General features: G+C 62.6%; 22 protein-coding genes. 5 read left to right on the top strand and 17 right to left on the bottom strand.

The features are described from left to right. Positions 1-2: 2 nt before the first annotated feature. The 9 genes from sctR to sctW are packed head-to-tail and all read right to left on the bottom strand — an operon-like array spanning position 3 to position 8,609. The gene (gene sctR / locus M1E04_RS16645) at positions 3-656 is read right to left on the bottom strand and encodes a type III secretion system export apparatus subunit SctR (protein WP_065989234.1); all 654 of its coding nucleotides are present in this window, start codon (positions 654-656) and stop codon (positions 3-5) included. Continuing rightward, entirely contained in the window at positions 653-1,129 is a 477-nt protein-coding gene (locus M1E04_RS16640; RefSeq protein WP_455914082.1) for a FliM/FliN family flagellar motor switch protein, read from the bottom strand. The genes sctR and M1E04_RS16640 overlap by 4 nt, the downstream gene beginning before the upstream one ends. Then, positions 1,119-2,018, bottom strand: a complete 900-nt coding sequence (locus M1E04_RS16635) for a type III secretion system protein (protein ID WP_456291742.1) — start codon at positions 2,016-2,018, stop codon at positions 1,119-1,121. The genes M1E04_RS16640 and M1E04_RS16635 overlap by 11 nt, the downstream gene beginning before the upstream one ends. Further along, a complete protein-coding gene (locus M1E04_RS16630; RefSeq protein WP_410935495.1) occupies positions 2,015-2,569 on the bottom strand; it encodes a type III secretion system HrpP C-terminal domain-containing protein in 555 nt (184 codons plus the stop codon). The genes M1E04_RS16635 and M1E04_RS16630 overlap by 4 nt, the downstream gene beginning before the upstream one ends. Further along, the gene (locus M1E04_RS16625) at positions 2,566-3,021 is read right to left on the bottom strand and encodes a type III secretion protein (RefSeq protein WP_369319405.1); all 456 of its coding nucleotides are present in this window, start codon (positions 3,019-3,021) and stop codon (positions 2,566-2,568) included. The genes M1E04_RS16630 and M1E04_RS16625 overlap by 4 nt, the downstream gene beginning before the upstream one ends. Positions 3,022-3,025: 4 nt before the next feature. Then, positions 3,026-4,375, bottom strand: a complete 1,350-nt coding sequence (locus M1E04_RS16620; RefSeq protein ID WP_065989242.1) for a FliI/YscN family ATPase — start codon at positions 4,373-4,375, stop codon at positions 3,026-3,028. Further along, the gene (sctD, locus tag M1E04_RS16615) at positions 4,372-5,352 is read right to left on the bottom strand and encodes a type III secretion system inner membrane ring subunit SctD (protein WP_192134508.1); all 981 of its coding nucleotides are present in this window, start codon (positions 5,350-5,352) and stop codon (positions 4,372-4,374) included. The genes M1E04_RS16620 and sctD overlap by 4 nt, the downstream gene beginning before the upstream one ends. 18 nt (positions 5,353-5,370) lie before the next feature. Continuing rightward, positions 5,371-7,506, bottom strand: coding sequence for a type III secretion system export apparatus subunit SctV (gene sctV / locus M1E04_RS16610; RefSeq protein WP_296313206.1), 2,136 nt, complete (start codon positions 7,504-7,506; stop codon positions 5,371-5,373). Next, positions 7,506-8,609 (bottom strand): type III secretion system gatekeeper subunit SctW, encoded by a 1,104-nt coding sequence (sctW, locus tag M1E04_RS16605; protein ID WP_192134504.1) that lies wholly within the window; start codon positions 8,607-8,609, stop codon positions 7,506-7,508. The genes sctV and sctW overlap by 1 nt, the downstream gene beginning before the upstream one ends. A gap of 270 nt (positions 8,610-8,879) precedes the next feature. Between sctW and M1E04_RS16600 the strand changes: the two genes are divergently transcribed. The 3 genes from M1E04_RS16600 to M1E04_RS16590 all read left to right on the top strand — a co-directional run bounded on the left by M1E04_RS16600 (position 8,880) and on the right by M1E04_RS16590 (position 13,520). Then, complete coding sequence (locus tag M1E04_RS16600) at positions 8,880-9,431, top strand: RNA polymerase sigma factor (protein ID WP_065989250.1); 552 nt, start codon at positions 8,880-8,882, stop codon at positions 9,429-9,431. Positions 9,432-10,106: 675 nt separating this feature from the next. Next, the gene (locus tag M1E04_RS16595; protein WP_456291741.1) at positions 10,107-12,485 is read left to right on the top strand and encodes a type III effector HrpK domain-containing protein; all 2,379 of its coding nucleotides are present in this window, start codon (positions 10,107-10,109) and stop codon (positions 12,483-12,485) included. Positions 12,486-12,515: 30 nt separating this feature from the next. Continuing rightward, positions 12,516-13,520: a transglycosylase SLT domain-containing protein gene (locus tag M1E04_RS16590; RefSeq protein WP_456291740.1), complete on the top strand. Its 1,005-nt coding sequence runs from the start codon at positions 12,516-12,518 to the stop codon at positions 13,518-13,520. Between the two features lie 55 nt (positions 13,521-13,575). Here M1E04_RS16590 and M1E04_RS16585 read toward each other — a convergent pair whose 3' ends face one another. From M1E04_RS16585 to M1E04_RS16550, 8 genes are all read right to left on the bottom strand, one after another. Next, positions 13,576-14,040 (bottom strand): GNAT family N-acetyltransferase, encoded by a 465-nt coding sequence (locus tag M1E04_RS16585; RefSeq protein ID WP_456291739.1) that lies wholly within the window; start codon positions 14,038-14,040, stop codon positions 13,576-13,578. A 147-nt stretch (positions 14,041-14,187) separates the two neighbouring features. Further along, positions 14,188-15,480 (bottom strand): PQQ-dependent sugar dehydrogenase, encoded by a 1,293-nt coding sequence (locus M1E04_RS16580; RefSeq protein ID WP_456291738.1) that lies wholly within the window; start codon positions 15,478-15,480, stop codon positions 14,188-14,190. Beyond that, a complete protein-coding gene (locus M1E04_RS16575; RefSeq protein WP_296310037.1) occupies positions 15,477-15,905 on the bottom strand; it encodes a DUF2231 domain-containing protein in 429 nt (142 codons plus the stop codon). Before M1E04_RS16575 ends, M1E04_RS16580 begins: the two co-directional genes overlap by 4 nt. Positions 15,906-16,102: 197 nt before the next feature. Beyond that, positions 16,103-17,449 (bottom strand): TolC family outer membrane protein, encoded by a 1,347-nt coding sequence (locus M1E04_RS16570; RefSeq protein ID WP_456291737.1) that lies wholly within the window; start codon positions 17,447-17,449, stop codon positions 16,103-16,105. A 13-nt stretch (positions 17,450-17,462) separates the two neighbouring features. Beyond that, complete coding sequence (locus M1E04_RS16565; protein WP_296310033.1) at positions 17,463-18,767, bottom strand: HlyD family type I secretion periplasmic adaptor subunit; 1,305 nt, start codon at positions 18,765-18,767, stop codon at positions 17,463-17,465. Then, positions 18,760-20,538: a type I secretion system permease/ATPase gene (locus M1E04_RS16560; protein WP_456291736.1), complete on the bottom strand. Its 1,779-nt coding sequence runs from the start codon at positions 20,536-20,538 to the stop codon at positions 18,760-18,762. Before M1E04_RS16560 ends, M1E04_RS16565 begins: the two co-directional genes overlap by 8 nt. 23 nt (positions 20,539-20,561) lie before the next feature. Beyond that, a complete protein-coding gene (locus M1E04_RS16555) occupies positions 20,562-20,891 on the bottom strand; it encodes an AprI/Inh family metalloprotease inhibitor (RefSeq protein WP_456291735.1) in 330 nt (109 codons plus the stop codon). A gap of 112 nt (positions 20,892-21,003) precedes the next feature. Then, the gene (locus M1E04_RS16550; protein ID WP_065989262.1) at positions 21,004-22,419 is read right to left on the bottom strand and encodes a serralysin family metalloprotease; all 1,416 of its coding nucleotides are present in this window, start codon (positions 22,417-22,419) and stop codon (positions 21,004-21,006) included. A 471-nt stretch (positions 22,420-22,890) separates the two neighbouring features. Between M1E04_RS16550 and M1E04_RS16545 the strand changes: the two genes are divergently transcribed. Together M1E04_RS16545 and M1E04_RS16540 are read left to right on the top strand one after the other, a co-directional pair. Further along, positions 22,891-23,121 (top strand): hypothetical protein, encoded by a 231-nt coding sequence (locus M1E04_RS16545; RefSeq protein ID WP_296310027.1) that lies wholly within the window; start codon positions 22,891-22,893, stop codon positions 23,119-23,121. Positions 23,122-23,341: 220 nt separating this feature from the next. Next, the gene (locus M1E04_RS16540) at positions 23,342-24,340 is read left to right on the top strand and encodes a bile acid:sodium symporter family protein (RefSeq protein WP_456291734.1); all 999 of its coding nucleotides are present in this window, start codon (positions 23,342-23,344) and stop codon (positions 24,338-24,340) included. Positions 24,341-24,383: the final 43 nt, after the last annotated feature.

The following is a 24,383-nucleotide window of genomic DNA, read 5'->3' as shown; positions in this document are numbered from 1 at the left end:
CCTCACATGTACGAGTAGAAAAGGCTGTCGAGCAGGCGCGTCCAGCCTTGCACCAGCACGAACAGCAGCAGTTTGAGGGGCAGCGAAATGGTCATCGGCGAGACCATCTGCATGCCCAGCGCCAGCAGCAGGTTGGAGACGATCAGGTCGATGACGATGAACGGGATGTAGATCAGAAAGCCGATCTGAAAACCGGCCTGCAACTCGGACAGGACGAAGGCGGGGACGGCCAGCAGCAGGTCGCTTTTGCTGGCCTGATCGGCCATGTCCTTGGGCCACATGCGCTGGGTGTTGTCGAGCAGATGCGCGACAACTTCCGGGTCGGTGTTGCGGCTCATGAACCGTTGCAACGGCTCGATGACGGTGTTGGCGCTGGCCTGCAATTTCTCGGTGCTGCCCATCTCCAGCGGGCGGTCGTGAACCCGCTGCTGGATTTCGTGGGCGACGGGGGCCATGACGAACATGGTCGCGGCCAGGGCGATGCCGTAGAGCGCCATGTTCGGCGGCACTTGCTGCACGCCGATGGCGTTGCGGGTAATCAGCAGGGTCATGGAGATCTTGAGAAAGGCCGTGCAGACGATCAACAGAAACGGAATCAACGACAGGGCGCCGAGAAACAGCGCCAGCATCACCGGGTTCATCCCGTCCATGATCATGGGCGGGACGCCATGCGGGTGATCTGCAGACCGAGCCGGCCCTCGACACTGACCAGCTCGCCCTCCGCGACGATGCGATCGCCATGGCACAGGGTGGCGAAGCCCGGCGTGACGCCGTTGACCGGTAATACGGTGCCGGCAGCGACGCGGCGCAGGTCGCCGAGGGTCAGTTCGAGGCTGCCGCAGCGCAGGGTCAGGGCCAGCGGCAGTTGATCGAGGGAGTCGAGGGAGGGGTGGGTTTCTGTTGATTGAGGCTCGTAAGAATCGTCCGCGTAGCCAACGGCGGCGGTTTCATCCTGCCACTCGTTTTCAGTGGATTGATGTTCGGGGGCGCCGTGATGTCCAGGGTCCTCAAAAGCTTCCCGGCTGAAGCCGGTCCTACTCTGATCCGGCGCCTGATTCAGCGGTGGCTCAATTGACTCATCGTCGGCAAGATCCTCGATCTCGTCTTCGTACAATTCTTCATTGACCATGTCCCAAGTCTTCCTCGTGGCTGAACCGTACATACAGCTGCTCTGCGCGGCTGTCCGTCTGCACTGCCCATTGCCGACCCGCCAGTTGCAGGCGCCCGCCGCCTTCCTCGTCGAAATGACACAACGACGGCAGCAGCACGTCCCCCGGTTGCAACGACGCCAACTGGTCGAGGCTCAACGACAGCTCGCCCAGCACCAGCGGCTGGCGGATGGGCCAGTCCTGCGCGACGTTCTGCCGGTGTGGCTGCCAGTGGTGGCCGCCGAGCAGTTGCAGCATGACCCGCGCGTCGGTGCAGAGCTGTGCGTGCAACACCTGCGAACCCAGCCGCAGGTGCAATCGGCAGGTCATCGGCGCGGTAGCCGGGCGTTGGTCATCAACGGACAGCGCAGTGATATCGCTGAGTGGCCGCAAGGGGCAAAGCAGTTCCGCCAGTTCGGTATTCATGCGTTGATTCACCAGTTGCCAGTACCACGGCTGGTGCTCGCCGCCGAGGGTGACCGGCAGTTCGCCCAGCAAACTGAGCACTGCTTCGGCGTCGCTCAGGGCGAAGGGGCCGATGGCGCTGTCGAACCAGGTCAGCGATGACGTGTTCCCGGCTAAAACCGGTCCTACGAAGGGCGAGCCATCCCGGTTTGCATCGTCGGCTATCAATCGCAGGGTCAGTTCGCCGCGCTGGCCCTGGGCGGTGTAGCTGCAGCTCACGCCGGCGCCCAGCAAACGCGAGGCCTCGGCGACGGCGGCGCTGACTTCCCGCAGTGTCAGCGGACTGAACGACGGGTTCCCGGCTAAAGCCAGTCCTACAGGGTTCGGGCGGCTGATGTTCAGAGGGTTCACGTCCAATCCAGCCATGTCCACGTTGCTCACGTCCGAATTTATATCCGGGTTCATGTTGCCGCCTCCTCGTGCAACGACAAATCAACGTCACAGCCCAGCGCCTGTTCCAGCGCGCTTTCGCAGTTGCGTTGATGGGGCTGCAAGCGTTTCAGCACGCCCCGTCGGGCGAAACCCAGTTCGATGCTCCACTGGTTGTCGCGCTTGTTCGCGTTGACCTGCACCTTGCCCAGATTGGGCATTAGCAAGGTCAGGCTCAACGGGCCGTCCGGCTGTTGGGGCAGGCGTTGGGCGAGCTCGTCGATGAGCTGCGTCGGCACGCCTTCAGCGGGGAACAACGTGCTGAAACTGCTGCCGGTAAAACCCGATTCGCTTTGATCTTCCGTCACCGGCGGCACCAGCAGTTGGGAGAAAAACATCCCGTCTGCACTCAACGACGCAGGCGAAGCGGATTCATCGCACAGCCGGCGCAGGCGTTCGGCATCGGCGCGACGCACGTTGGGCTGCGGCTGGCGCGTTTCACTTGGGGAAGCCGGAGAGGGCGTACGGGGCGGTTCAGCGCGTTGTTGCGGTTGCGGGCGAGGCGGGTGTTGCACCGGGCTGTTCATGACGATTCACCTTGTTCGTTGAGGGCCTCGGCCAGGCAGGCAAGTTTTTCCACGGCGCGTTGGGACGCTTTCGCCGCGTCTTTTGCCTGGGCCAGACGCTGCTGTTGTTCGTCGATACCCAACGCCTGGCGAGCCATGTCCTGGCGGATATAGGCGAGCCGGTCGAGCATGCGGTTTTCCTTCTCGTGCCAGCGTTCGAGGTCGTCCAGCGACATTGCTTTGTTGACGTGGGCGCTGCTCAATACCTGCCGGCGTTCACGCTGGTTATGGCGTTCCTGCGCGTAGGAATCGCGAGTCTGTTGCAGGTGTTCGTGCATCTGCTCCAGGGTTTTCTGCGCCTGCCGCTGCGCCCGTTCGGCGCTGGCCTGGCGATGCTGACGCAAAGGCGTGAGCACGCTGATGACCTGCTCCATGGCGAGGGTTTGCGGATCGACTTCGAGCGCTTCTTCCACGCGACTACTCCGGCAGTTGCGAGGTGAGTTGCATCAGTGCGGCCAGGGTCTCTTGCAGCGGCACCGGTTCGCGCAGGTCCTGGCGCAGAAACGCGTTGATCGGCTCGTTCAGCCGCACGGCGCAATCGGTCACCGGGTCGCTGCCGGGCTGGTATTCGCCCAGGCGCAGGAGCATTTCCACCTGCTTGTACGCGGCCATCAAGCGACGCAACCGGTTGTTCGCCTGCTGGTGCTCGCGTCCGGTGACGTTGCTGATGATCCGGCTGATGCTGGCCTGCACGTCGATGGCCGGGTAATGCCCGCGCTCGGCCAGTTTGCGCGACAGCACGATGTGGCCGTCGAGCAGCGAACGCACCTCGTCGGCGACCGGGTCGTTCATGGAATCCTGTTCGATCAGCACGGTATAGAGCGCCGTGATCGAGCCTTTTTCGCTCATGCCGGCCCGTTCAACCAGGCGCGGCAGCAGGGTGTAGACCGAAGGCGGCAGGCCGCCACGGCCGAGGGGTTCGCCGGCGGCAATACCGATCTCGCGCTGGGCCCGGGCGAACCGGGTCAGGGAGTCGAGCAGCAACAACACCTTCAGGCCGCGCTCGCGAAAGGCCTCGGCGATGGCGGTGGCAGTGAACGCCGCGCGGGCGCGCTCCATGCTGGAGCGGTCCGAGGTGGCGCAGACCAGCACCGAGCGCGCGCGCAAGGTGGCGTCCAGTTCGTGGTCGAGAAACTCGCGCAGCTCACGGCCCCGTTCGCCAATCAGGCCGAAGACGATGACGTCGCAGTCCATGTTGCGCGCCAGTTCGGCCATCAAGGTGGTCTTGCCGCAACCGGCGCCGGCGAATAAGCCGACGCGCTGGCCTTCGCCGAGCAGAATCGCGCTGTCGATGGCGCGCACGCCCGTGGGCAATGCCCGGCTGATCCGCGGCCGCTGGGTCGGCGGCAGGGCGTCGGCGATCACCGGCAGGGTCACGCGGCGATCACCGGGCCCGGCGAATGCGCCTTCTGAATCCCCCAGCAGCGGGCGACCGAAACCGTCGAGCACGCTGCCCAGCAAACGGTCATCGACGCCGATGCGGTGGGCCATGCCCAGGGGCCGGATGTGCGCGCCGACCTGAATCCCGTCCGGAGTGCCTAGGGCACTGAGCAACGTGCAGTCGCGGGTGAAACCGACGATTTCCGCGAGCATGGTGCTGCCGTCGGATTTGCTCACTTCACACAAGTCACCGACCTTGGCTGCGGGAATCTGACACTCCAGCAAGATGCCGCTGACGGCGCTGACACGGCCGCTGACTTTCACCGCAGAAAAGCCCTTCAGGCGCTGAAGGTGGGCGGATTTCCATTGATCCAGCGCCGCGTTCACCAGCTCACCTCGTAGTGGCGGTCGCCGTCGAACTGGATGCGGTTGTCATCGATGCGGGTCAGGCGCAGCCCGGCCAGTTCGTCGCCGACGTACAGCCGGCGACCGTCCGCCGTGACCAGGTGGGCGTGGGGACCGGACATGATCTGCACGATGGTGAACGGCAGGCCACTGGTGCCGGCGGCGACGTTGTCGATCAACGCGACCGGCGTGTCATAGCGGTCCTTGAAACGCTGCAGCATGCGCTGATACACCAGCTGCGATTCCGGCTTGAGATTGCCGCTCAACGCCAGGCCCTCGGGCGTCTGCTCCAGGGTGACGTCGCTCAGCAGGCGTTCGCTGAGCATGGTGTTGAGCTGGCGTTTGACGTCATCGATGCTGGTCAGCCGGATGCGCTTTTTGGCGGCTGCTTCGGTCGGTTTGCTCTTCTCGCTCGAAGGCCTGGCCTGCTGTGCGAGCTGCTGCGCAGGGGAGCTGATCGCCAGTTGCTCCGAAGCGGGTGCGGCGCTGCGGCTCAGGCTCCAGGCGCTGCCGGCAATGCCCAGCAACAGGCCGATGACCACGCCGGTGGTGCGGTTGAAGAAGCGTGAGCGAGACTCGACCTTCTCCAGCGGCGCGCTGGCCGGCGCTTCGGTCTGTGCCGTCTGTTCGGACTGCGCTTGAGGAATCACCGCCGGCAGCGAAGGCCAGGGGTCCTCGGCCGGGGACACGCACAGCCAGACCGAACCCAGCACAAAAGCGGTGTTGGGGGTGAGCAGGGTGCTCCCATGAAGGTGGCCTTCTTCATCGGCAACGGCGCCGTCGGCCGCGTCGAGCCGCCAGTCTTCGCCCTGGCGTTGCAGGCGGCAGTGCAGCTGTTCGACGCCGGGATCGTGCAGCGCCAGATCCTGATCGGCGTCAGCGCCAATGCCCCATTGCTCACCCACCAGCGGCAGCGCGGCGCCCTGGTGCAGGCCGGTCAATACGCGTAATTCAAACATGTGACGCTCTCCAGGCACTCAAGCGGCGTACTCGTTATCCAGCGCGTGCGGGTCGTCTTCGTGATCGCTCTCGAAGTCGTCTTCTAGGTCGAAGCGCCCGAGCACCTTGACCTGCGCCGCGTTGCTGATCTCGGCAAACGACAGCACCGGCACGTGATAGAACTCCTCCTGCAGCAGGGTGCGCAGCGGGCTGCGCAAATCCTGGGCGACCAGCAACACCGCGCGCTGGGCGCTGCGCAGGGGGAAGGCGATGTGCAGCTGCTGCACCAGCAGCTGGCTGGTTTCGTTGTCCAGCGCGAAGAAGGTTTCGGTCTGGGTCTGGCGCAGGCCGTCGCGCAGAATGCCTTCGCTTTCCGGCGTCAGGACCCAGACCAGCAAACCCTCAGGGCCGGAGTACTGGTGGTAGATCTGCGACTTCAGGGCGATGCGGACGTAGTCGGCGAGCACCGTGACTTCACGCTCGTGCTGTCCGTGCTCGATCAGGGTCTCGGCGATCACCCGGATCGCCCGCAGCGGCACGCACTCTGAAGCCAGGCGTTGCAGCACCGCCGAGAAGCGCGCCAGCGGCAGCACGCGCTGCATTTCCTGGGCAAGCTCCGGCTGCTCCGATTCCAGCCAGCCGAGGATCGCCTTGGTTTCCTGCAGGCCGATGAACTGCGGCCCGCACGACTGCAGCGCGCGTTCCATGCGCTCAATGATCAGCGTGGTCGCGTCGATGCGCTCGACGTCCCCATGCTGCAATTGCGGCGAATCGGTCGGCAGCCACAACCACTGAGCTTCTTCGCGCTCAACGCTGCCGTGCACGGCCGATTCCAGCGAGGCCGACTCCGGCAAGCCTTCTACCGAGCGCGCGTCCACCGCGACGTGGGTCTGGCTGAGCGTGGCCCGAAGCAGCGGCACTTCGTAAACCGAAAAACGAAACTCGTCCGGTGGCAGCAGCTCGCTGGTTTCGATGATGAAGGAGGGCAGGGTCAGGCCGTATTGCACCACCAGCCGGTTGCGTCGCTGACGGATTTCGCTGACCAGCGCTTCGATCTGCGCCGGGTTCTGGCTGGGGTGAAAATGCAGCACGAACTGGCGGCTGGGAGAGAAGGTGCGCAGGTCTTCGCGGCCGTTCATTTCCGGCGCGACGGCCACGGCCTGGGCAAGCTCGGCCTTGGGCTTGGCGCGGTGCAGCTGGAGCAGGCCGCCGACCCCGCAGATGATCGAGATGACCACGAACACCGCCGTCGGCATGCCCGGTAGTGCGGCGAATCCCAGCATGGCCACCGCCGCGATGATCCACGCCTTGGGCTGGCTGGTGATCTGCTCGGCGATCTCTCGGCCGATGTTGGCTTCGACGCCGTTTTCGCCGCTGGGCACGCGGGTGATGATCATGCCGCAGGTGACCGAAATCAGCAGCGCCGGGATCTGCGCGATCAGGCCGTCGCCGATGGTCAGCACGGTGTAGACCTGCAAGGCGTCGCCGGCGGTCATGTTGTGCTGCACCACGCCGATGGCGATGCCGCCGATCATGTTGATCGCGACGATGATCAGGCTGGCGATGGCATCACCGTTGACGAACTTCATGGCCCCGTCCATGGCGCCGAACAGCTGGCTTTCCTTGCCCAGTTCGGCGCGGCGTTTGCGCGCTTCGTGGACGCTGATCAGGTTGGCGCGCAGGTCACTGTCGATGGACATCTGCTTGCCGGGCATCGCGTCGAGGGTGAACCGCGCGCCGACTTCCGCCACCCGCTCCGACCCCTTGGTGATCACCAGAAAGTTGACCACGGTGAGGATCAGGAAGATCACCAGGCCCACCGCCAGATTGCCGCCGACCACGAACTGGCCGAACGCTTCGACGATGTGCCCGGCGTCCTGGTTGAGGAGGATCAGGCGCGTGGTGGAGATCGACAGCGCCAGCCGAAACATCGTCGTCAGCAGCAGCACCGCCGGAAACGTCGAGAACGCCAACGGGCGCGGCAGGTGCATCGCCAGCATGATCAACAGGCACGAGATGCAGATGTTGATGGCGATCAGCACGTCCACCAGTCCGGTGGGCAGCGGCGTGATCATCATGAACACGATGGCGATGACCACGAACGCACCGACGATTTCCGAGCGGCGCATGGCGGCGTGCGCGATCGAATTGAGCAGGTTAATGACACGATCCATCAGGCGAGGCCCCCCTGGAGCTGGTTCTGTTCCTGCCGAGTCAGTTCGGCCATGAGAATGAGCAGGTTGCCCAAGGCGTTCTGGCGGCTTTTCAGGTCGCGCCAGAGCAGAATCGGCAGCTGTTGCAGCATGGGCCGCAGCCCGTTGAGAAACGCCAGTTGATGCTTGAGCTGGTTGCCGCCGATGTGTTGCGTCAGTTGCAGGGTTTCGCCCAGGTTCATGCCCTTGCCCGACAGCGCCAGCAGGTGTTTGAGAAAGGCCGCTGCATCCACTTGCAGCGCGGGGTTCTTGTTGCGCATGCGGCCCAGCAGATGCTCGCAACTGCGCAGCAGGGTGGTGACGTGCCGGGCAGTGTTCAGGCCGTGCATCAAGGTGCGCAGTTGCTGCGGCGACGTAGATGGCGTGAGCGATGAAAGATCGTCGGCGAGGGCGCTGCGCATGTCCCGCAGGTTCAGCTCGAATTCGCCGGGTTCTTCCTGCTCATTGATCAGCGCGTCGATCAGCCCGGTGATGTTCTGCTGCCCGGCCACCGCCACGCTGTAGAGGTTGCGCAGGGCACCGCGGCGCTTTTCCGAGGTCGGCCGGGAAAACGCCTTGGCGCTGTTGATGCCTGCGCGGGTGCGTTTGCCGTATTGACGGCGCAGTTGCTTGAGCTGCTGGCTCAGCACCACGTGTTCGCCCATTTCGCCGTCGGCCTGGGCCTGCTTTCTCGCTGCTTGCAGCATCACATGGGCCTTGGCCGGGTCGCCGTCTGTGTAACTCAGAATCTGCGCGAGGCTCGACGCGTTCTGCTTTTGCAGCTGCTTGCGCAGGTTACGCGCGGCATCGTCGAGGCCTTTGTCCTGACTGCCCATCAACAGCTGATACAGCTCGCCCAGTTTCACCGCCCGCGATTGCAGGGCGTTCCCGCTGGCGAGCAGCTCCCGCTGGCTGAGGCTGCGGCTCTGCTGAACCAGCGCCGACGCGAAGCGCGCGACCTGTTGCGGCGAGGTGCCGTTGACGTTCGGCGGATTGACATGCAGCGGCGCGGGCGCCTGCGTTTTTGCCGGCGTGATCGCAGGGGGTTGCAATGCCTGTGGGGCAACGGGGGCGGCGATCTTCATAAGTCGGCTCTGGATGGCTCGGTTCGGGGCCTGGTCATGGGTCCTGAGTGGAGCGCGGCGGCAAACGGTTCCATCTATTTGTGCGCAGATGTGGGAGCAGACCGATCTGTGCCAAATCTCGTCCGAGAAACAGCGTGTTCGCGCAAAGATTTGCACAGTGCTGTGCCTGAAGATTTATTTATTCATCTAAATTCAATGGCTTATGGGTTTTTGAGGGGTGGCACGCATATCGCTATACGGCTAATACACTCAAAACAAGGAAGAGCCCTGATGTTTTCCAACCTTGCGATTCTCGACATTGACTCCCCAGTGCGCCGTCCCGCCCAAGGGATACGTCACCTGACCAGTGATCAGATCAAGATGATTCGCGGCTTCATTCAGAAGCGGGTCATGAACCCGGAAGATGTCGACGACATTCTGCAGAGCACCTTTCTGGAAGCGCTGCGCAGCGAACACAAGTTTCAACACGCGAGCAAACCCCAGACCTGGCTGTGTGGTATCGCGCTCAACCTGATCCGCAACCACTTCCGCAAAATGTATCGCCAGCCGTACCAGGAAAGCTGGGAAGACCACACCCATTCCGAACCCGATAGCCATGGCGACATCGGCCATCAGGTCGACGGCCATCGTCAGTTGATGCAGGCCGTCAGGGCGATCGGCACGCTGCCGTCGAACATGCAGCGGGTGATTGAGGTGTCGCTGGAAATGGACGGCAATTATCAGGAAACCGCGTCGTCCCTCGGCGTGCCGATCGGCACCGTTCGCTCACGCCTGTCCCGGGCCAGGGAACAACTCAAGCGGCAGATGGACCCGTTTGGCTGAGTGCCGAGTGGGACTGAAGGAACGCGGACTTTGTGGGACTGGCTTCAGCCGGGAAGGCGTCGGGCGCCACGCCGCAGGGTTAATGGTGTTCACCCAGGCCTGTTCCCGGCTAAAGCCGGTCCCACTAAAGCAGATTGCGTGCATCCAGCGGGACTGACGGAACGCGGGCTTTGTAGGACCGGCTTCAGCCGGGAATGCGTCGGGCGTCACGCCGCAGGATTGATGGTGTTCACACAGGCCTTTTCCCGGCTAAAGCCGGTCCTACGCAAAGCATTGTGCGTATCCAGCGGGACTGACGGAACGCGGACTTTGTGGGACCGGCTTCAGCCGGGAAGGCGTCGGGCGCCACGCCGCAGGGTTGATGGTGTTCACACAGGCTTCTTCCCGGCTGAAGCCGGTCCTACGCAAAGCACCGCGTGCATCCAGCGGGACTGACGGAACGCGGACTTTGTGGGACCGGCTTCAGCCGGGAAGGCGTCGGGCGTCACGCCGCAGGGTTGATGGTGTTCACCCAGGCCTGTTCCCGGCTGAAGCCGGTCCTACGCAAAGCACTGCGTGCATCCAGTGAGACTGGCTGCCCGCTCGGTGGTTGGGAAACAAACTGCAACATTTATCGGAACCGACGCGGCGCATCAGCCACACAGTCGCTATCCCTCATGCCCGGATGACGACTTCATGCGTATCTCAAGCACACCCTACAACGGCGTTGCCCCTCAACCCGCCGGCGCCGATGCCGCCCAGGGGTCGCCGCTGACCGAACCCAAATCGGCGCTGTTGCTGAAGGGCGGGGTCGATCCGAATGTGCGCTTCGGCGCCTCGACCCAGTCGTCCCCGGCGAACGGTGCATTTGCCGGCAGTAGCCCGTCAGGCAAGGCTCAAAGCACTGAACAGCAGCTGCTTTCGTTGCTGAACCAGCTCACTCAGCTCTTCAAGGGCCCGGCGCAATCGTCGCCCGAGTCCGCCGCCTCGTCGCCCGATGCCCCCGCGCAGAATGCGCCCACCGGCGGTGCGGTTCCCACAGGCAACCCGCAGCCTGTGGCTCAGGTCAACGCCCCAGCCCCCGCAGCCCCCGTCGAGGCGGCGAAACCCGCCGAAGAGCCGAAATCCACCGAAGCAGCGTTTCTCGATGACTCGAAATACTCGTCGCCCAAGGAGCTTGAGCGTTGGGCGCCAATGGTCGCCAACCTGCCGGCGGATCAACGCGATCAGGCCGCCAAAGAGCTGAACCGGCCCATCGCTGCTGCACGCATGGCCGCGGAAAAAGGCCCGGACGCGGCCAAGGCCATGGACTTCATCAACGCCAACCCGTCGCTGAAAACGGCGGTCGATACCGGCAAGCACGGCGGCAAAGCGGACGGCAAAATCACCGACGGCGACCTCAAGGCCTTTGCCAAGAACATGCAGAAAGCCGCCGACAGCGCGGACAAGGACATTGCCAACTACCAGAAAGACCATCCGGACGCCGACCCTCAATCCCTGGAAATGGTCCGCAGCGCGGCGATGATGCGGGCCAACGAACCCCTGACGAAAGCCGCCGACCCCAAGCATGCGCTGGGCGCCGACGGCAAAACCAAGGTCGACGGCCTGACCAGCGCCGACGGTCTCAAGGCGATTCAGAACGACAACCCCGGCCTGGGCGGGCCCTTGAAGCAGGCAGCGAAAACCTGGTCGCAGCCCGGTTTTCTCACCCAGATCGACCAGGGTGGCCTGAGCGGTCGCTCGCTGGCGGCTCACAGCCCGGACAAGTTGTTCAATGCCAAGAACATCAGCGACTGGATCAAGAAGCAGGCCCCCACCAACGGCGGCGAATTTGCCAGCGTGCTCAGCGATGCGGCCACGCTCAACTCAGTGGCCAACGTCGATATCTCCAAACTGGGGAAAGACGTCTTCGACAATCCATCGGCCTACAGCGGCGAGCAGAAAGCCGCAGTCATGGTCAAGCTGCAACAGACCCAGCAGAGCGTCGTCGCCGGCCAGGACCTGCGCAAGACCGGCAAGACCGAAGATGCGCTGAACGAAAAGATCGGCCAATTACAGGCCGATCCCGACGTGCAGGCATTTCTCGACAAACAGATACCGCAGCAGTCGCGGGCGCTGGTCGACAGTACGCCGTCGTTGCAGGAAGCCGTCACCCGGCAGATGCAGAGGGTCAACAGTGGCGAGGCCCTGCAAGCGGACCTGAGCACGGCCGACAAGGCCACCAAAAAAGACAAGCCGAACGCCGATTACAGCAGCGCCCTGGGTGGGTTGTCGGCGCAGTTGCAGATGCAGAAAGACCTGCTCGGCGACGACGCGAACGTGCCGACCGAGCAGCAGGTACTCGGCCAGCGTCCTGATCTGCAGGGCAAGATTCAGGATTCGTACGTGCGCAACTTCAGTGAAGGCGGCGCCGTCAGGCAGTTGCTCGATCAGAAGAAAGCCGATGGCGAAGAGGCGCTGCAGACCGCCGACGCGCAGAAGGCCGCCTACGACAGCGTCCTGCCGGACACCTTCGTGCAGAGCCAGCAGTCGCGCTATGTGGATTCGACCTTCCACCATCTGGAAGACACCAAGAGTGGTCGCAAGGTGCTGGAAAATGCCAAGGGCGATAAAGACCATGCGCCGTCGATGGCGGCTCAAGTGGCCTCAAATATGGGGCCTTCAGCGCTGCGCTCGGTCGCAGGCTTTGCCTCGGTCTCGGACATGCTCGCCCGCGGCGACAAGACCGATGCCGCCAAGACGATTTACGACAGCACCAAGTCAGGCCTTTCGGCCGCCAAGACCGGTTATGACGCCGTGGCCAAGTCCGCCGGACGTGCGGGGCTGGGCGAGGTCGCGGCGAAAGTCGGCGGCCGCGTTGCCGGCATGGTCGTGGGTGAAGCAGCGGGCTTGGCGGCCGGCGCTGCCATTGGCGCATCCATTCCGGTGGTCGGCTGGATCGCCGACGCGGCCATGGCCCTGGGTTTCGGCATCTCCGCCATCATCGAAGCCGTCAAGAAGCACAAAGCCCAGAAGGCCTTCGATCACAACGTCGACCCGGTCCTCGATCAGTTCGGCATCCCCAAAGCCCATTGATGTTTCCTGACCCGAAAGAGGTAAGTGATCATGAGTATCGGTATTTCCCAGAATCAGCCATTGAGCAATCCCGCCGCCCACACGGATTTTTCGTCCCTGAGCGGCAAGCCTGGCCAGAGTAATTCGCTGGGCGGTGGCGGCGGTGCCGGTCAGGCCCTCGACGCCAGCTCGATTCTCTTTGCCCATGCCGGGCAGTCCCAGGTCAACTTCGGATCGCCTGGAAACCAGGACACGAAAACCGACGCCGCCAACCCCCTCGCCAGCGGTGCGGATCAGAATGGCATTGCCCAGCAGCTCATGGCGTTACTCCTGCAGTTGATGCAAATGCTGATGCAGAACAACCCCAATCAAACCGGTAATCCCGCTGCGCAGAACAATGCGGTGACTGGCGGCGGCGGGGGAGGCGGTGGTGGCGCGACCGAGGGGGCTGGCGGCGGAGGCGGCGCTGCGCAAGGGGCGGGCGGTGGTGCAGAAGGCGCAGGTGCCGGCACGGGTGCTGCTCAAGCCGCCGCTTCACCCGCCGCCAGCACTGGCGCGGTGTCGAGCGACACCTCCCTCAGCGGCTCGGGGGATTTGCACTTGCCGCCCCAGCTTGAAGACTACCGCAAGGACATCATGGAGGCCTCCAGCGCCACCGGCGTGCCGCCGAGCATTCTGGCCGGGCAGATCTGGGCCGAGTCACGGGGTCAGTTGGGCCAGGACACCACCAACGTCAACGGCAAGACCGATGCCGGCGTGATGCAGGTCAACGCCGACACCTTCGCCGCCCTCAAGCGAGACAACCCCAAAGAGCTCGGCAACGCCGACGTCAACAACGCCCACGACAACATCATGGCCGGCGCGCTGTACATGCGCGACCAGAAGAAGGAGTTCGGTGACTGGGATTCGGCACTGCGTGCCTACAACTCGGGCCCGGACAAGGTCAACAAGGGCAACCTCGCGGACGCCGGCGGCATAGGCGATCCGAAGTACGTGGAGAACGTCATGAACTTCGCAAAAATCATTGAAAGCGGCCAGGGGCAATTGCCGGCCTGATGCAGGTCTTCGATCCACTAGGGGCGGGCGAGCAATCGCGCCCCTCTTGCCCCTCTTACAGCGTGAGGAGTTTTTCCATGAACACGCTGTTGGGATCATCCTGGTAATCACCAAAGGGACCCCGACGCTGATACCCGTTGCGCTCGTAAAACGAGAGGGCTTCGTGTTGCAGGTACCCGGTCTCAAGCATGACTCGCATGCAGCCTCGTCTCCGAGCCTCTTCTTCCAGAACAGCCAGAATGCTGCCGGCCAGACCCTGCCCGCGTGAGGCCGGTTGGGTGAACATCCGCTTCAGCTCGGCGTAGGTCGGGTGCACCACCAGCGCTCCGCACGCCACGGCTTGTCCATCACTTGAACGTGCGACGGCGAAGCCGGTATTAGCCGAAGCCAGCGCGTTTATGTCGATGCCATGGTGACTTTCCGCCGGATAGAGCGGTATTTGGTAGGCGTCCAGCGCTTCAATGAGCGCGATGATTTCCGGCTGGTTCGGTGATTCAAGGGAGACGGTGGGTGAGTTCAAAAGCCTGCACTCCGTTGGCCAGATGTCAGATCAATGGGGTTACGACGAATACTCGCCCTGTTACGTCCCATGAATCAACCTACGCCATTGGTGCGGTAACGGCCTTTTGTGCATTCCAGGCAGGATTGCCCTGCCCGGAATCGGTCCTCATCGATTGCGAGTGACCCGCCACACGGTGTTCGCCAGGTCGTCGGCGATGATCAGTGCACCGCGAGGGTCCACGGTGACGCCGACTGGCCGGCCGCGGGTTTTGCCGTCGGCACCCCGAAAGCCGGTCGCGAAGTCAATCGGCGCACCGTTCGGACGGCCATTGCTGAAGGGTACGAACACAACTTTGTAGCCCACCGGATTCTCCCGGTTCCAACTGCCGTGTTCGCCGATGAACACACCTTCGGCGTACTTGTCGCCCATCGCCGGGATGGAAAAATCCACGCCCAGCGCAGCGGCGTGGGACCCGAGGCTGTAGTCGGGTTTGATGGCGGCAGCGACCATTTTCGGGTTTTGCGGCTGGGCCCGCGTGTCGACGTTCTGACCCCAATAGCTGTAGGGCCACCCATAAAACCCGCCCTCGCGAACCGAGGTCAGGTAATCCGGTACCAGATCTGGGCCCAGTTCATCGCGTTCATTGACGACTGCCCATAACTGCCCGGTTTTCGGCTGGATTGTTAAGGCCGTCGGGTTACGGATGCCGGTCGCGAACGCCTTGTGAGCCCCAGTCTCGGCATCCACTTGCCAGACCCGCGCTCGGTCGAGTTCGACCTCCATACCGCGCTCGGTGACATTGCTGTTCGAACCGATGCCGACGTACAAGGTGCGCCCGTCGTCGCTGACGGCCAGTGACTTGGTCCAGTGGTGGTTGATTTCAGCAGGAAGGTCAGTGACTTTGATCGGCGGGCCGCCGGCTTTGGTCTGGCCTTCTTCATAATCGAAACGCACCAGTTCGTCCTGGTTGGCCACGTACAGTTTGCCGTTGGCAAAAGCGAGGCCGTAGGGCGCGTTAAGGTTCTCCGCGAACACCGTCTTCGTCTCGTAGACGCCGTCACCGTCAGCATCGCGCAGCAAGGTCAGGCGGTTGCCGCCTTTGACCTTGGTGTTGCCTTGAGCTTTGATATAGCCGGCGATGACGTCCTTGGGTTTGAGCTTCGCGGCGCTTCCGCCACGGCCTTCAGCCACGAGAATATCGCCGTTAGGCAGCACGAGGGTCTGGCGAGGAATCTGCAAGTCGGCGGCGATGGCCGTCACGCTGTAACCCTCAGGGACTGTCGGCTTTTGATCGCCCCACAAGACCGGTTCTGCAATCTTCATGTTGGGCAAAAGGCCGCGCTGGGGGGCCGGCATTTTCGGATCAGGCCCCAGGGCCTGGGTGGCATCCCCTCCGTCACCGCAGCCGCTTAACAGCAGCGCCATGCTGATCGCGGTCAGTTTGATCGAGTGGCTCATTGTCCTTCTCCCGAACGGATGCTGGTGAGTCCCAGCCACGCCGTCACGCCAATCAACAGCGTGGTCAGTGCGGAGAGAATGAGGCCCGACGGCATAGTGGCGAAGGCATCCTTGGCGTGTTCGAAGGCGTTGACCAGCCCCAGTGCCCAGGTCACCACCAACAACACGAGGTACACCACAGGGCGCCCGGCTTTGCGATCGGCCCGGATCAGATTGACCAGCGCGAACAGTACGGCGAGTCCGCAGAACACCAGGCCCCCGGCGATAAGCCAGGAGGCGAAGTTGCTCCACTGAATCTGGTACGTCTGAAAGTAGGTGATGTCGCTCAGCAATGCGCCGAGAAACAGCGGGACGGTGCCGGCCAGCAATATTGCGTGCAGCGGACCTGGCGGGCTTCGGTAATCAAGATGGGTAGTAGTGTTCAAAACGGCTCCCTATTTTACTGATGCTTACGCTGTGCAGATGAACTGACCCATCAGGGCCGCGCAGGGTGCGCATGGTTTGGGATCAACTCCCAAGGAACATAGTTCACCGCATTTAGGCGTCATGCATATGCAGTTACAACTGCCGTTCTGGTGGCCAGCTGAGGTGAGCCGGACGTTGCCCGTACGGCCACTGATGCTTAGCGATACGGACGTCCCGCGCCAAACGCCTCATCGACCCGCGCCAGCTGCTCGGCGGTCAAGGTGCCGGCGTAGTAATGCAGCTTGATCCAGGCCATCAAGTACTCATATCGAGTCTTCGCCAGGTCCTGACGGGTGCTGTAAAGCTGTTGTTGCGCATTCAGTTCGTCCAGGTTGACCCGCTCGCCACCCTTGATGCTGTATTGCGTGGACACCACCAATGCCTCCGCCGACGCCAACGCCTTGTCGTAAGCGCGAATCTTCCGTACGCCCGTAGCACAAGCGTTGAACTGGCGGCGCAACTGGATCAGCGTCTCACGGGTTTTGCCCTCAAGGTCATACTCCGCTTGCTCCAGGCTACGACTGGCCTGGCGGCTGGAGGCGCTGACGCCACCCCCGGCGTACAGCGGCAGGCTGATTTCAAGGCCAATGGTGTTGGTGTCGTAACGCTGGTTGTAGGTGTTGCCGCTGTCGGATTCCATGCTGCGCACCGTGGCGTAGGCGTTGAGCTTGGGCAGATGCCCGGCGACGTTGCGTTTCACCTCCTGGTGCGCGACTTCCAGCAGCTGGCGCTGGGAGGCGAGGTCGGCGTTCTCACTCAAGGCGATGGCGTTCCACGCCTCGTACGTGGTGGGCGTCAGGGCCAGGAAGTTGAACGGCGTCCGCAGGGGCGCCAGTTCGTCGATGCGCACCTCGGGCACGCCGATCAAGGCCCCCAGCTCACGCAACGCAGCGTCTTGCTCATTCTGCGCTTCGATTTCCTCGGCACCGGCCAGTTCGTAACGGGATTCGGCTTCCAGGATGTCGGTTCGGGTGCCTTCGCCTTGATCGAACATCTGTCGGTTTTGCTCGAACTGCCGCTCGAACGCTTTCTTCTTTGCCTCGGCAATCTCGATCTGGTCGCGACTGAACAGCGCCTGGCTGTAAGCGGACAGCACCCGCACCAGCAACTCCTGACTTTTGCCTCGAAAGGCCTGGTCGGCAAACAACGCCTGTGCCAAGCCCTTGCGATAGTTGGCGTAGGCCTCGTAGTCGATGATCGGCTGCTGCACGCTCAGGGTTGAACCGAAACTGTTGTAGTGACGGTCCTCGCGGGAGCTAGGGCGATCGTCGCTTTTGTACGTGGCCCTGGAGTCGTTGCGTCCCTTGTTGTAATTCCAGGCCACTTGAGGCAACAGCCCGGCACGGCCGATATTCCGATTCTCCAGCCCCGCGTCACGCTCCTTCATGGCGCCGAGAAAGACCGGGTCGTTACGCAAGGCCTGCTCATAAACGTCAAACAAACCCATTGCCTGGGCCTGCATGTTGGCGCTGATCCACAGCAGCGCTGCCAGCCAGATTTTCATGTACCGAAACATCCTATTCCTCGGTCAGTGCCATGCCTGCGCGATCCATCAAAGGCTTGAACAGGTAATTGAGAAGAGAGCGCTCGCCGGTGCGGACGAACATCTGCGCCGGCATGCCGGGTTTGATCACCAAGCCCTTGAGTGTGGCCAGCGCTTGGTCGGTGACAGTGCTGCGCACGATGTAATAGGGCTGGCCACTGCGCTCGTCGAGTAACTGGTCGGCGGAAATCAGGCTCACCGTGGCGTTCACCCGTGGCGTACGGCTCTGATTGAACGCGGTGAAGAGCACATCCACCGGCAGCTGTTCGGCCACCTTGTCGACCATGTTCACCGGGAGGTGGCCTTCGATCTCAAGGCCCTCGCCCTGGGGCACGATTTCCAACAGCGATTCACCGGCATGCACCACCGCGCCTTCGGTGTGCACCGAGAGGTTCACGGCGATGCCATCGGCCGGGGCGTTGATTTCACTGTGGGTCAGACTGAATTGTGCCGAGGCCAGTTGCTGGCTCAGCGTGATGCTTTTCAGCTCGGCATCGGCCAGTTGCCCGCGCACCTCCTTTTGGTACTCCTCGACACCTTGCTGCAGGCTCAGCCGCGATTGCTCGATCTGCTGAGCGACCCGCCCTGTGTCGCCGGTGTTCTGTGCCAGATCCCGTTGCACCTGGGACAGTTGCCGGTCGTAGTCCATCAAGCGGTTGCGGGCGATGTAGCCGCGCTCGGCCAGCGGCCGTAGGTTCTCCAGTTGCTGGCGCAACGACTCGGCCTGGGCCTGAAGGTCATTGCGCGCCTGGCGCATCCCGGCGAGTTGGGCAATGCCACCTTCGATGGTTGCATGGATGCCTGCCTGGGATCGCTGAAACGCCTGGTGCCGGCTGCTGAACAACTGCCGCTGGCCTTCCAGCACACCGAGCAGCTGTGCAGACGCTTTTTGTAACAGGGCCTCGGGAAAGCGCACCTGCACACTGCCGTCGCGTTCGGCCTGGAGCCTGGCAATGCTGGCCAGGGCCAGTTCGTACTGGGCGCGCAACGATTGCACGTCGGCCTGCACCTGGGTGTGGTCAAGCTGGAACAGCGGTTGGCCCTGATGCACCAATTGGCCCTCGCGCACCAGGATGCGACTGACCACGCCGCTGTCCACCGATTGCACCGCTTTGCGCTTGCCCGAGACCACCACGGTGCCAGGCACTGCAATGCCTTGGTCGAGCGGGGCAAGTGCAGCCCAGAGGAAAAAGCTCCCGGCACCGAGCAGGGCCAGCCACCAGCCTGCGCTGACGAAAAACTGTGCGCTGCGCTCGGGTTTGAGGATGTGTTCATTCATGGCGCTGACCTCCTTGCTGCGCGCCGAGCTGGCGACTGGTACTGACCCCTTGCATCCCATGCGGCCGTTCAGGCGCAGGCGGAGCACCGGAGAGCGCCCTCAAGACATCACCCGCGGGACCGAACAATTGCAGACGTCCATCGTTGAGCACCAGCAGGCGGTCTGCCTGATTCAGTACGGCTGAGCCATGGGTAATCAGAATCACCGTGCAACCGCGGGCCTTGAGCTGCGCGATGGCAGCGGCCAGTGCGGCCTCGCCGTTGCTGTCGAGGTTGGAGTTGGGCTCGTCGAGCACCACCAGTTTCGGCTCGCCGTACAGCGCACGGGCCAGCGCCACGCGCTGCTTCTGACCGCCGGACAGCCCGGAGCCGCCGTCGCCCAATTGCGTGTCATAGCCTTGGGGCAGACGCAGGATCATTTCGTGCACCCCTGCCAGTCGTGCGGCGGTCACCACCTGGTGCGGATCGGCGTCGGTAAAGCGTGCGATGTTGTCGGCGATGCTGCCGCTGAACAGTTCGATGTCCTGGGGCAGATAACCGACATGGGCGCCCAGCGCGTTGCGGTCCCAGCGGTGCAGCTCTGCACCGTCCAGACGCACCACCCCGGCCAGGGGTTGCCAGACCCCGATCAACACCCGGGCCAGGGTTGATTTGCCGGAGCCGGATGCACCCAGCACACCCAGGGTTTCTCCGGCATTCACGGTGAAACTCAGTTGCTGCAGCGTCACGGTGGTCCGCCCCGGTGGCGCGGCGCTGATTTGCTCGACACTGATATGGCCGGTGGGAGCGGGCAGGGGCATGGGCGTTGGACGCTCGGGATTGGCGATCAGCAGGGCGTCGAGCCGCTGCCATGCCAGGCGCGCTGAACTCCACTGTTTCCAGACCGCGATGAGTTGATCAATCGGGGCCAGCGCACGACCCATGAGGATGGAGCCGGCGATCATCATGCCGCCGCTCATCTGGCCTTCGATGACCAGCAGTGCACCCAGCCCCAGCACCAGCGATTGCAGGCACAAACGCAGGCATTTGCTGAACGAACCGATCAGCGCGCCGATGTCGCTCGCGCGGTTTTGCCGCTCCAGAAAACGGCTGTGCAAGGCGAACCAGCGCTGGCGCAACGGCACCAGCATGCCCATGGCCTGGATCGCTTCGGCATTGTTCAGGTGACTGCCGGACAACTGGCTCGATGCCACGGAAAAGTGCCCGGCCTGGGCCAGCGGCTTGCGGGTCAGCGTTTCATTCAGCCAGGCGAGGGCGATCAGTGCCAGCGCACCCACCGTGGCAAACACGCCCAGCCAGGGGTTGAACAGAAAGATCACCGCCAGGTAGATGGGGAACCACGGCGCATCGAAGAAGGCGAACAATGCCGGGCCGGTGGCGAACTGCCGGACCAGGGTCAAATCGCCCAGCGCCTGTGCGGCATTGCCTTCGCCCTGGCTGAGGTTGCGTTCGAAAGCCGCCTGGTACACCTGCAGGTTCAGGCGCCGCTCCATATCGCTGCCGATACGGATCACCACAAAGCTGCGTATGGCTTCCATGAGCCCGATGAACATGAAAAAGGCGACCACCATCACGGTCAGCATCGCCAGTGTGGTTTCGTTTTGCGATGACAGCACCCGGTCGTAAACCTGCAGCATGTAGACCGAGGGCACCAGCATTAACACGTTGATCAGCGCGGTGAAGGCGCCGATGCTGAGCAGGATGCCTTTATAGGCCTTGAGCGTGGCCCACATGGGCGCGCGCTGCAGGGGGCTTGGCCGGCCTTGGGTCATGGGGGTTCATCCTTGAAAAAGAGTCAGGAGCGTGGGGTGGCGCTGGCGGGTTCGCGTTGCAGTAAAAGGGTGCGGCCATCGGGCAGTTGGGCCATGTAGAACCCCTCTCGCTGGCGACCCATGTGCACCAGGAGTTCGTCGTGGTCGTCGACCAGCGCGATGCCATCAGGCGTCGGGTACCAGGTTGCCGCTGTGCCGCCCAGCCAGTGACCGGCGCAGGCCAGATCTCCGGCGAGCCGCCCGTCCTGTTCCTGCAGAATCAACGTGCAGGGTTTCTGCGCATCGTCCTTGGGGTAAAACTGCCAGGGACCGGCCAGTTCGGCGGGGCTCGCGAGACGTAGGCTGCTGGCCATGAGGGGTGCTCCGCTTAAGGTGAAAAGCGTCGTGAACAGACACGCCGCGGTCTTCCAATTCATTGATCTGCTCCGGGTATAGGGACGGCGCTCGCACGCCGCCCCCTCAGGCTTAAACCACGATGTCAGTCGTGGCGGCCTGGCCTACGGTGTTCACCATGAAATCGGCCGCACGGTCGCCCGTAAGGTCGATCGACAAGGTGCTGCCAGTGCTGATCTGGGACAGCATGGCCTGACCTGCCGTACCGCTGAACGCACTGACGAACGTCAGCGGGATGTGGCTTGTCGCAAACTCCGGCATGGCCGACAGATCGATTTTGTCCTGACCGCTGACAAAGTCCATGAGCTGGTCCGGCGCCGACGGCCGTGAGTCACTGCTGGCCGCGAATACAAACGTATCCGCGCCCGTACCACCCCACAGTTTATCGGCACCGCCGCCACCGAAGATGATGTCGTTGCCGGCACCACCACGGAGTTCGTTGGCTGCGCTGTTGCCAATGATCAGGTCATTGCCCGAGCCGCCGATGGCGTTCTCGATGACCACACCTTTGGCAATGGACACGTTGCCCACCAGGCCGCCGACATCCGAAAACGAAGCCTCGTTGAGGTTGATTTTCTGGCTGCTGGTGTAGCCGGAGAAGTCCAGAGTGTCCTTGCCACCGCCATCCCATACCGCGAACACCAGCTTGGACGACGAGGACGTCGCCGAGTAGTAGTCACGATCTGCTGTGGAGTTGAAGCCGTAGGTGGTGTCTGCGGCACGTGTCGCGAGATTGGCACCGTACAGCTTTTGTACGGCGGCAATATCGTCGAGCAAGGGTGCCGAGGCGTAAGCCCCTTTGGCGTTCTGCCCGGTGTTGGTTTCGCTCCAGTAGCTCATCACGCTGTAGCCGCGAGTGTCCTGGGCATAGGTGGCATCGGCATAGGTCGGGTTGCCGTTGCCGGCGTTGTAATCGCCGGGGTGCGACAGGCCCAGGGTATGGCCGATTTCGTGGGTCAGGGTCTGGCGCCCGTAGTTGCTGGTGCCAGGGTTGGCGTTGACCTGATAGCTGTTGTTGATCATGTACCAGGACTGACCTGCATACGAGCCGCTATCAGGGAGGTAGGCAAACGCCGCGCCGCCGTTGTCACCGCTGTAGTTGCCGAACGTCATGTGCCCGTCACCGCCGGAATTGGCTTGGGTGAAGGTGACTTTCGCGACATCGGCCCAGGACTGCATCGACAGCTTGGCCTGGGATTGTTGCAGCGCCGAAAAGGCGCTGAACGTGCCCAGGGTGCGATCGAAATCGGCGGGTCGGCTGGTCAGGAAGGTATAGGTCAACTCGATGGTGCCGCTCTTGTTCGAGTCTGCCCATGCGGCATGGTCGCGCAAGATGTAGTCGGCTGCCTTGTCCACCGTGTACGACGGTTTTCCGTTGATCGGGTTTCCGCCTCGATCATATTGGTGGCTGAACGTGTTGATCTGGTTGTAGGCAGAGCTTGGACCCTGCGGCGTGACGCCGAGGGCATTGAGTTTAAGTTTCGACATTCAGACATATCCTTGTCTGCGTGAAAAAAAACGACCGAATGACCTCAGGTGCGAGGTCATCCAATCACTCGCTTGGTGCATGAAGCGAGGAAAAATTGGCACAGGGTTGGGACGATCGTCCAGCGATTTAGTTAAAAATGTATCAAGATTTCTCAAATATGTAACAAATTCGACAAACATTTGCCATCAAGTGACACGCTGGCGTTACACATGAGGCGGGGTAGGAGGGTTGCAAGCTCAGCGAGACCGCTTTGTTCGTGATGGCACATTGGGGGTGGTTGAACCGGTCTTTCCCTGACAGTTTTGAAGGGGAAAATGAGTGAGAGGCGGCCAGGCCTCTGTTGGTCTGAACTTTGCTACAGCCCTGTTACAGGCGGCCTTGATCACCGAAAATTGGCGCGAAGGCACTCCTGACATCACCTTTCGTTTTGAATCGGCATGCGCCACGACGCGCACGCCCAGGAGCCGGCCATGAGTACTCTCTCGGAAATTGCAGCAAACCTCCTGAAACGCGAAGACAGTCCCGAGATATCCGCTGCACAGGCTGGCCCCCGTGGGCCGATGGGCTGGGAACAACTGATGATGCTCTCGAAAGAGAAAGACATATTGAAGTGGCAAGCCGCATTGTCCCGCCTCATCGCCGACAACCCGGGCCAGCGTCGGGTGACCGTGATGCGCGTGATTCAGGGCGGTCTTGCCTGACATAACCCGGGTTATCGCTGATCCGCTTGTCGACGCAATGTCTGGCAAGCGGCTCCCCCTGCGTCTAGTGGGACCGGCTTTAGCCGGGAACAGGTACTCGGTAGGTCCAGATCGGCCGAGTTGTCCGTTAGGCGCTATTGATCGACTTATTGGCGTTAGTCGGCACGTGCATTGCGCGCTAAAGTGACGGGCATGTTCCTGGCACCTTCGGATGACGCAGATGACCCGCCCCCGCTTTCTCCCCGACAACTTCACCCTCATGCTGATCACCGTGGTGATCATCGCCAGCTTCCTGCCGGCCACCGGGCAAGTGGCCGTTGGCTTCGGCTGGCTGACCAACATTGCCATTGCGCTGCTGTTCTTTCTCCACGGCGCCAAACTGTCCCGCGAATCGATCATCGCCGGGGCAGGGCACTGGCGCCTGCACCTGCTGGTATTCGGGCTGACATTCGTCCTGTTTCCCTTGCTCGGTCTGGCACTCAAACCCGTGCTGTCGCCCCTGATTGGCGAGGACCTGTACATGGGCATCCTGTACCTGTGTGCGCTGCCCGCGACGGTACAGTCGGCGATCGCCTTCACCTCACTGGCGCGCGGCAATATCCCGGCGGCGATCTGCAGCGCGGCGGCCTCCAGCCTGTTCGGGATATTCCTGACGCCGCTGCTGGTCACGCTGTTGCTGAACGTTCACGGCGAAGGTGGCTCGACCCTCGATGCGATTATCAAGATCAGCGTGCAGTTGCTGCTGCCGTTCATTGCCGGCCAGATCATGCGGCGCTGGATTGGCGCCTGGGTCGGACGCAACAAGAACTGGCTGAAATTCGTCGATCAAGGCTCGATCCTGCTGGTGGTCTACGGCGCGTTCAGTGAAGCGGTCAACGAAGGCATCTGGCAGAAAACACCGATCTGGGACCTGGCCGGGCTGGTGGGAGTGTGCTGCCTGCTGCTGACACTGGTGCTCGTGGCTGCGACCCTGCTGTCCAAGCTGTTCGGCTTCAATCAGGAAGACCGCATCACCATCCTGTTCTGCGGCTCGAAGAAAAGCCTGGCCACCGGCGTGCCGATGGCGCAGGTGCTGTTTGCGGGAAGTACGATTGGGTTGCTGATCTTGCCGCTGATGCTGTTTCACCAGATTCAGCTCATGGTGTGCGCGGTGGTGGCTCAGCGGTATGCGAAGCGGACGGAGCCGGTGGCGGAGTTGATGGCGCAGGTTGATCCTTGATTCTGGGGATCAACGAAGTGCCGTGATGAAAAGCCCCGATGAT

The organism is Pseudomonas sp. AK106 (assembly GCF_053903055.1).
The sequence above is the reverse complement of the archived record's forward strand: the minus strand, read 5'-3'. Positions and strand labels throughout refer to the sequence as shown.